Source organism: Streptococcus sp. 1343 (assembly GCF_013277355.1).
Lineage (GTDB): Bacteria > Bacillota > Bacilli > Lactobacillales > Streptococcaceae > Streptococcus > Streptococcus pseudopneumoniae.
In genome coordinates this window covers 1-9,328 of sequence record NZ_VMMT01000040.1, presented here as the reverse complement: position 1 = coordinate 9,328, position 9,328 = coordinate 1, and the positions used below count along the sequence as shown (strand labels likewise).

The window sequence follows — 9,328 nt, the reverse complement described above, 5'->3', positions numbered from 1 at the left end:
GAGGTATGAATGATTTGGGATCAATAAAGTGCAAATCGTTGATAACATGTATAAAATAATCTAATGTAAACTGTTCAGGCCAAAATCGTGTTGGATACTGAGTCAATTCCCCTTTCCCCTTGACAGACGATATGATAATCCATACCAATGGGAAAATTGCAACAATAGTCGCACCAATCAAGAGTGCATGTGAGAGAATATCTAAATAAATACTGGATTTCTTCTTCATTATTTTCTACCCTCCTTTTCCCACTTACTGATGATAGCAAAGTAGATAAAGCAAATCGCCATCAAGAAGATAAAGAGCAACACTGTAACTGCTGAAGCACGACCCAACAATTTAGTGCCCCAACCCAGGTTGTAAGCAAAAATTGGAAGCGTCGTTGTAGCATTGGCTGGTCCACCACCAGTAATGAGGTAGATAATGTCAAAGTTATTAAAGATCCATACAGTTCTCAAAACAACTAGAAGCCCTACAACTACTTTAATATGTGGAAAGACGATAAACTTGAACACCTGCCAACTTGAAGCACCATCTATCTTAGCAGCCTCAAATTGTTCTTCTGGTACTGTTTGCAAAGCTGAAAGCACATTAACCATAATCATCGGCGCTCCAAACCAAATGTTGATAAACACCAAACATAGGAATGCCCATGTACTATCTGTCAAAAATGCAGGTGTATGTTCCATTAAACCTAATTTTACGATTAGATTAGGTAAATAGCCATAAACCCCGTTTAGAATCCACTGCCAAGAGAAGGCAATAACGATTGTAGGAAATGCCCAAGGAACAATCAATAAGGTCCTATATAATTTCTTAAAGTGGCGTACTCTGTGAAGAGCTAAAGCCAATACAAACCCTACTAAAACTTGACCAACTAATGAGAAAATGGTCCACTTAATTGAATTAAAGAACGCATTAAAGAAGTTGGGATCTGATAGCACAGCTTTATAGTTAGCTAAACCAACAAATTTATAATTGGGCATAATCAAATGCTTATTGGTAAAGCTATAAAAAATACTCGAGAAAAACGGATAAACAAAGAGTAATCCTACGATAATCATAGCTGGCAAAACAAATATCCAGCGAGTTAAATTACGTTCTTTAACCATTCTCCTTCTCCCTTCTTTTACAAGATTGGGCTAGGGCTTTTCAGCTCACTAGCCCACCTATTTTCTAGTCTTTTACATCTACTGAACAGCCTCAAATAAATCGTTTAATTGTTTTTCTGCTTCTTTTGCAGCTTTCATAGGATCTGTTCCATTTGTAATGATATCTTGGAACATTTGTTCAATAATGTGTTGGTTAGTCAACATACCAGCTTGTACACTTGGTCCATTTTCATAACCAATAGCAGTACCTTTTTTAACAGCTTCAGTAATCACTTCTTCAGCATGTTTAAATTTCTTACGAGTTTCATTTTCTTTATAGGCTGCAGAATCGCTAATCCCCTTAATAGTTGGCAACATACCTACTGGAGTTGAATCAAGGAATTTAACGTAGTCTTCTTCATTATAAAGTGCTTCTAAGAATGCTTTAGCAACTTCTGGGTGTTTTGAATTTTTCCAAACAACCATTGGAATGTTTGAGGTTTCAATTCCTTGGTCTTTATCAGATTCTTTGATTTTTGGAATAGGATAAGCATCAATCGAATCAATCAATTGAGGACTGTTGGCATTGATTCCTCCAATATGGAAGCCAGAGTTAAAGTCAAATGCTGTTTTTCCTTGATAGAACAAGGTAGCTTGTTGAAGGACATTAAAGTTCAAAGAATCTTGAGGTGAAATTTCTTTATACATTTTAACCCAGTATTTAATACCATCTTGAGCAAGTTGGCTTGTCAAATCTGCTTTAAGATCTTTTGTCAAGAGACTTCCACCACCACTACGTACGTAGAAGTTCAAGAAACGTGTTGCCATTAAGTCATTTGTTCCGAACGGAACAGACAATCCATAAACTCCAGCTTCTTTCAATTTTTTAGAAGCTTCATAGAGTTGATCCCAAGTTTTAGGAACCTCAATATTATGTTCTTTTAACAAATCTGTTCTAACCCACATGACTTGTGCATGTGAATAAAGAGGAACAGAGTAGTAATCATCTCCGATTTTTGCCTCATTTAAGGCAGTTTCGTTAAATTTATCCTGTCCAATACGCTTGATAGAATCGTTTAGCGGAACCAAAGCATCTGAGTTGACCATTTCCATTACTTGGTTAGGAAGAGCTGTACTGATATCTGGCACATTCCCATTTGCTAAACCTGTAGTCCATTTAGTATAGAAGTCATTCCAAGAAAATGTTTCAATCTTGATTTTCGTTTTCGGATGCTTTTGCATGAAAGCATCTGCTGATTTTTGAATACTTTCTAAACGGGGTCCTTGAGTAAAGGAGTGCCACATTGTAATCTCACCAGATAATTCTGTCGGTGGTTCAGTACTAGTTGTAGCTTCTTTTTTTCCTGAACAAGCTACCAAGGCAACAGCCGCTAGCGCAATTCCAGCTAGACATAAAAACTTTCTCATTTTTTTCATCATTCTTCTCTTTCTACATTAAGAAATCGCAACTTTAAAGACAACTTTTTTCACAGGTTCATCATTTATACGAACCTTGGGTTGATGTAAATCTTCTGGAAAAGTGATGAGGCATTCACCAGCTCTCAAATGAACCAACTGTTCCACTTTCCCTGTGTATAATTCAATATCTTTCTCTTCATCATATTCTTGGGTAACGCTTACATTTTCCGGCGATGTAACAGCCATGGCTTCTTCGTTTTCCAAAACTAAATGAATATCCAAATATTTTTGGTGTGTTTCAAAGAAAGCCCCTGCTTGACCATCTGCTAGATAAGTAAAGCAATTCCCAAACAATCGATTACCATCGATAGCAATCGGACCTTCTGTTAAATTTTCTAGTCCTGTTTTTTCTAGAAAATCTATCAATGTTGCAAAATGTGGATTTACTCCCACATAAGTTCCTAAACGGCTAATTTTTGTAATAATCATCTCTTCTAACCTCCTTTCTCAATCTCTTTTTCCTATCCAAGTTCCCCATTCTTCTGTCTAGCATTTTCTACTAGAAGGACATAAAAACACTACTCTCTAGCCTATACTCTTTGAAAATCTCTTCAAACCACAGTCGCTTCACCTTGGATTATATAGGTCAGTCTTATCTACAACCTCAAAGCGGTGTTTTGGGCAATCTGCTACTAGCTTGCTAGTTTCTTCTTTGATTTTCATTCAGTATCTCCTCAATCTTCACAAGGAGGTCTGATTTTTCTAGCGACAAACAGAATAAATAAGTTAGTTCAATTAGCTACCTTCCTTATAGATGAAATTGATATTCATGAAGGAAGTCGCCCTTTATTTTTTGCAAAAGATACTAGTATGAATCTATTTGGGAAATTGAATTTATAAGCTGCTCACTTATACTCTTCGAAAATCAAATTCAAACTGCGTCAACGTCGCCTTGTCGTACTCAAGTACAGCCTGCGGCTAGTTTCCTAGTTTGCTCTTTGATTTTCATTGAGTATTAGTTTTTCTAAAATAATTCTAATCTATTATTCTAGCACTAGTAGACTCTTTGGCTAAATCTCCTTTCTACATCTCGTTTCACCAAAAACTTTTAAGAGAGAAATACTCTATATTTCATTCTCTAAATTAGTTTTGTTACCGTTTCCAATTAGAGTATACTTTTTTTTTTTAGTATTTCAAGTCTTTTTCTAATTTGGAATTTAGTTTCAAATCTTTTTTAACTATATCAAATATATTAAAAGTACTTTCAAAAATAATCAAATTCTTACAATACTTGTTTCGAATGGACAAGATAAGAAAACAAGAAAGTCAATTTTAGGAGAAAACAAGGTTAATAGTCACATGATATAATGCAATGATGTAAAAATCGAACAAATTGATTGGAAAATTCAAACCAATTTCTAACAATGATTTAAGAATTGTTGTGTCCTAATATAGATTCAATGCACTATAAAACGCATAATATCAAGTTTTTTTAATTACCTGATACTATGCGTGTTTGTGATTTTTAAGATTTTATGCCTAGAGTCTCTATATGAGGACTTAAAAAAACTGACTCGTAGTTGATTTCCTAAAGTCAATCCTCTTACCTAAAAAAACGACTTCTAAAAAAGTTGCCTTCATCGAGAGGTGAAGCAATGATTGTCCTAAAAAATAGTTGGATCGCAAATCTCTCTGAAAATTTCTTCTCTCTGCCTAACTTGAATTTGAGATTCAACATTCTTATTTATGATGGTCTTTCAATAATACTTCAAACTCAGCAACGGTCATGCCCAACTGCTGACTGGCAACCTCGGAAGTCAGAAGTCCTTGGTGGACTAGATTTAGTAGCATAGACAAACTTCCTTCAACTTTCCCACGTTCAAGTCCTTGTTCTAAACCTTTTTCGATGCCTTGTTCAATCCCCTCTGCGCGACCACGTTCAAGACCTCTCTCTAAACCTTTTTCCTCAGCTTGCTCCAAAGCATAGTCCTGTGCTAATAAGGCTTGTTCTTCTCGCCTGCGTTGTTCACTAAACATTTTCCTATCCTCCTCGGACCAGCTCTTGTAGTCCAGCAGTTGATCTGCTTGGCTGATGGCTCGCTCGGGCTGCTGGGTAAAGGGTTTATTCCCGAAAAACTCTAACCATGGTTTACGAACCTTGTCTTTGCTGGTTTCTCTGTATTTTCTTAATTCCAAGAACGCCATCTTGACTAGATGGTTTTCCTGTCCATTGTTTGTAATTGTTAAAACCTCACCTGTCGAATCCTCTCGCATGCTAAAACTATGAAAAGCCAAGTCATCTGAGAACTAGTTACTATCCACAATTGCGATAGCGTATACTGGTGAGATGTGTTTATAACTCTGATGAGTATCACCTTCTCGTTGACGAATTTTTTCAAGATTTTGATTGACCTGACTGCACAAGTAAGCCCATAAACGATTGATGAAAAAATTCTGATGATGAACCTGAATTTCGATGATAACTTGCGTACCATTATCCAACTCCGCCAAAACATCTATACTGGTATAGAAATCTTGCGCCGAATAGGGCATGGAAGTCAAGACATGAATATTGCTTCCCTCCAAAATGGTCACATTTTTTGCTGGTAAATCCAGCATATCGCGGATAAATTGACAAGTGATTTCTGGGTTGCTAAAGATTTTCTTAGCAACCAAATCATTGGTCGGGCTAATGCCCGGATGTCTTAGAATCATATTTCCTCTCCTTTCATTATAGCACATTTTTAAATCTAGGTTTACTAGATTCACTGCTACTACCTATTTATTCGGAAAAGAAAGACAAAAGGAGCGAGAAAGTTAAAAATTATTAATCCTAATCACTTGTAAAGAGATAAATCTTGCTCATATTATTTATTAAAGACTCTATTTTACAAAAAAGATTACAAAATCAGCCGTTTTAGAGAACTCTTACCACTTCCTAGACTATTAATTCTAATGTTTTTTTATACTACTCGCTTGCTCATCAATAGGTCATAAAGCAAAATCAGTTGATCCATTCCCCGTACTCGTTCACTCTATAGCCGTCTGGTGTTAGCGAATTGAAAAGTAGTTTCCCAAAAGCATCGATATAGTACCACTTTCCTTTATAATAAATCCATGTATTGGATTCCATGGAACCAGATGATCCTAAGTAGTACCACTTTCCTTTATAATAAATCCATGTATTGGATTCCATGGAACCAGATGATCCTAAGTAGTACCACGCGCCACTTGAATCTTGGAACCAGCCTACCTCCATCATGCCATTATCCTTGAGATAATACCAATTACCGTCTGTATCCTGTATCCAACCGGTTTGCATGATTCCATTCGCATCAAAATAATACCATGCATCATTTTCTTTCATCCAGCCTGTCCGTTCTTTCCCATCGGAATTTCTAAAATACCACTGATTATTTATCTTATGCCATCCTCTTTGTTGATTATATGTAATAACAGAATGTTCAACAGTAGAAAGTGACATGTTATCCGCTTCAACGCCAAAAACAGCTGTTAACGATGACGAACCTGTCCCGTTCGTTGTGAATTGAGCAGTGGTTTCTGGGCTAGATAATCTTTCCTGTTTTGATGGAGTCTTTATTTTTCTCTCATCTCGGTGCCCTTCTACTGTCAATTTTTCTCCACCTGTAACTTTAGCCACAAAGTCTGGAACTTCCACTCTTTCAGGGACTAGTTCTTTTGAAGATACTATAGACTTCCCAAGGTCGCCTGGTATTTTTTCTCCCGATACTAAAACCTCTGATTCTGAAAATTCCTCACTAGACGCAGGCAGTTCTTCTCTGATCGGCGCATCTTTTGGAACTAGAAACTCTACTTTATCTGGAGATACCACTTCCTCTTTGAGATTACTTGAGTTTTCTTCCGTCGATGACACCACTTCCTTCACACCCTTAAGAACCACACGTTCTCTCATAGGTGTAACCTCGACTGTACGAGAATTTTCAACAATCTTTCCATCAGCTAAGACCTTATAAGTCACCTTAGTAACTTCTTTACCTACATACCCCTCCGAAACAACCTCCGTTTTCCCTTTCTCTAACTCTTCAGAGTCCTCAAAACGCTCTGTAATCGGAAGTTCTTTTATGACACTGTTGGGTTTAATACCTAAAGTAATCACCTTGGATTGAGGAGCTATTTTCTTCTCAGAAACTTGAGAAGATACCGCTCCTGTATACTTATCTACTTGATAAGTAGTAGTTCGAGTAACCACCCCTCCTTTACCCTCTACAACTGAACGGAAACCAAGCTCTTTTGTTTCATCTCCTTGGTAAAGAGTATCAAAAGCAATCGATTCTTTTTCTACTTTCGGCTTAGTACCTTTATACACTACTCGGTAAATAAGTGGAACACCTTCTTTTTCACCCTTAGTATCCTCTGTACGCTCTTTTCCAACCTCAAGGGTACTATCACCTTCGTAAGTGGTAATAACCTCTGTTTCCGGCTCCTTTTGCGGTTTGAGAGGAGGTTCTACTTTATCTTTATCAGACTCTATTTTAGGTGTACTTGGTTTTTCGTCTTTTGGAGTTGAAGGAAGTTTATCCTTATCCTTCTCATCCACCAAAACTTCATCTCTTACATAGACAGGCTCTTTTGGTTTACCTTCAATATAAGAACGAACCCAATCCAGTTGCTCTTTTGATAAAACCAAACCACCACTGCGGCTTCCTACAACACCATTTTGGTGAACTCCAATTAAAGTACCTTTGTCATTATAAAGACCACCACCAGACGCTCCGGGTTTTGTGCCTTCATAGCTGATACCCTCAATACCTGAACCGAAATCAGTAGTATCTACAACTTCACTATCCAAGACTGGAGATAAACGACCGTCCGGGAAACCATAAACCGAAACTTTTTCACCCTTAGCGATAGAAGTTGACTCAGAAACCACCTCTACAGGAGATACCGCTTTGAAATCTTCTTTTAGTCGAACCAAGGCTAAGTCATTTTTAAATCCAAATACGGAATCTTTTTTATTCCAATAAACAATATCATCATCTGAAAAATGCACAGACAACCCATTCGGCAAAGTTGCTTTATACACTGTATTAGTGCGACCAGATTTAGTAATTACTTCAGAACCTTTAACTGTTAAGAAATTATGAGCGACTGTTAACACCAAATTTGGTGCAATTAAAGTACCTGACCCCGACCCATCTGGCGTTTGAATGTGCGTTGTAGCATAGAAATTTTCTGAGCCATTCGGAGCTTGTAACACCTCTTTACTAGGAACAGGTAAGTTCGATTTACCACTCAAATCGACTTTACCAACTTCAGTTCTTGCGAAATCCGAAGAAGAGGTAGATGGAGGAGTTACCGAATCTACTACCGCTCTTATAATTGTATCTCCTAAAGCTAACTTACTGACATAGTCATCAGACCAACTAGTATCACTTGCTAGTTTGTTAATTGGCACTTCGTTATAGGATACCACTTTAGCTGTTGGGGAAGTTGCTATTAACTGTTTGAAGTCTGGATTTTGTCTTAAATGAAAATTCAAGCCACTTCCAACAGGACCTTCCTGAACAACCTTATCTGAAATCAAACGAGTTCCTTTAGTATCTTCCACTCGAAGTAGAACACGACCTTTTTCTTCACCTTTTACTAAAGTAGCTCGACCTTTTTCATCAAAACTATACAAAGCACCGTCAATCTCAGACTCTACATCTTTTAAAGCTATATGATTTTCATCATAGTAGTAACGGTTTGCACCATCTATATACCAACCCTTTATACCATATTTATCAATCATAGAACGAATCCAAGCTCTGTGCTTGTCCGTAAAGATAGTACCACCGCCAATACGCTCACTCTCAGGAGCGTTTGAAGTATTTGTTCCGTGCTGGTGGATACCGACTACCTCTCCCTTATCATTAAACAAAGGAGCACCTGAAAAACCTCCTAAAGCTGAGGAATGATAAGTGACTGCACCACTCTCTTTATTGATACTGCTCACAGTTGTTGAGACTGAATAAGCCTTACCGTCTTTCAAGCGAGCTTTATTTTCTTTACTTAAATTTGGAGTAGAAAAATCATTGGGATATCCGACCATAGTGATTTTATCACCAGTAGAAACCTCTTTATGACTCAACTCTCTTGGAGAGTCCTCACCACCCGTCATAGCTTCTACAGGCTTTTTAGTTACCACTACTGCTAAGTCGTTGCTATAGTCTTTACCAAAGTCGTTGCCGTTATATAAGTGAATAGAGTCTTTTTCAAGAGCTTCTGATACACCAGAAGTAGGTACTTTATTGTTCTTTTCCGTCTCTGAGTTCATCACAACATAACTACGAGCAGACTCCCCACCACGCAAGACCGCGGACTTGTTTTCTTGGTTTTTATCATAGTAATTATGAGCTACGGTTACCATGACATTCGGCGCTACAAAGACACCACTGCCAGACGCGGTTTGTTTTCCACTCGTACCACTATCATAAGTGGTATAAGTCATAGCAACACCCTCAGCGGACTTCTCATGAACGCTCACATCTTTTATATCATCGCCACCTTGAATGACGTCAGCATACACTGTTCTTCCTCCAACAACTGGTAAATCAGGAATCGACAATCCAATCATACTCACCAATGCCAGACATCCCACCAATCCATAAGCTTTTGACTTACGAAATTTTCCTAAACCCTTTAAATATAAAAACATCTTTTTCCTCACTTTAGTTTCTAATACTTATTTATCCAGATATAATAGCTTACAATCTTTTAAAATCTTCAAATAAGTTATGATTGTTCCATACTCTTCAAACCATGTCAACCTTGCCGTGCCGTATGTATATGTTAC

4 protein-coding genes and 2 pseudogenes are annotated in these 9,328 nt (G+C 37.5%); all 6 read right to left on the bottom strand.

The window, feature by feature from the left end; translation table 11 throughout:
* Positions 1 to 229, bottom strand: a pseudogene (locus tag HT709_RS06335) (carbohydrate ABC transporter permease); the annotation flags it as partial.
* Entirely contained in the window at positions 229 to 1,113 is an 885-nt protein-coding gene (locus tag HT709_RS06330) for a sugar ABC transporter permease (protein ID WP_000237984.1), read from the bottom strand. The pseudogene HT709_RS06335 and the gene HT709_RS06330, both read right to left, overlap by 1 nt.
* Positions 1,114 to 1,191: 78 nt before the next feature.
* Positions 1,192 to 2,529: a sugar ABC transporter substrate-binding protein gene (locus HT709_RS06325; protein ID WP_172925613.1), complete on the bottom strand. Its 1,338-nt coding sequence runs from the start codon at positions 2,527 to 2,529 to the stop codon at positions 1,192 to 1,194.
* Between the two features lie 18 nt (positions 2,530 to 2,547).
* Positions 2,548 to 3,000 (bottom strand): YhcH/YjgK/YiaL family protein, encoded by a 453-nt coding sequence (locus HT709_RS06320; RefSeq protein WP_000587459.1) that lies wholly within the window; start codon positions 2,998 to 3,000, stop codon positions 2,548 to 2,550.
* A gap of 1,251 nt (positions 3,001 to 4,251) precedes the next feature.
* A pseudogene (locus HT709_RS06315) lies at positions 4,252 to 5,226 on the bottom strand (Rpn family recombination-promoting nuclease/putative transposase).
* Positions 5,227 to 5,515: 289 nt separating this feature from the next.
* Positions 5,516 to 9,190 (bottom strand): trypsin-like peptidase domain-containing protein, encoded by a 3,675-nt coding sequence (locus tag HT709_RS06310; RefSeq protein ID WP_172925612.1) that lies wholly within the window; start codon positions 9,188 to 9,190, stop codon positions 5,516 to 5,518.
* Between the last annotated feature and the right edge of the window lie 138 nt (positions 9,191 to 9,328).

Coding starts and splice junctions, on each gene's coding strand:
- HT709_RS06320 (WP_000587459.1), bottom strand. CDS start 3,000: ATGATTATTACAAAAATTAGCCGTTTAGGAACTTATGTGGGAGTAAAT.
- HT709_RS06310 (WP_172925612.1), bottom strand. CDS start 9,190: ATGTTTTTATATTTAAAGGGTTTAGGAAAATTTCGTAAGTCAAAAGCT.
- HT709_RS06330 (WP_000237984.1), bottom strand. CDS start 1,113: ATGGTTAAAGAACGTAATTTAACTCGCTGGATATTTGTTTTGCCAGCT.
- HT709_RS06325 (WP_172925613.1), bottom strand. CDS start 2,529: ATGAAAAAAATGAGAAAGTTTTTATGTCTAGCTGGAATTGCGCTAGCG.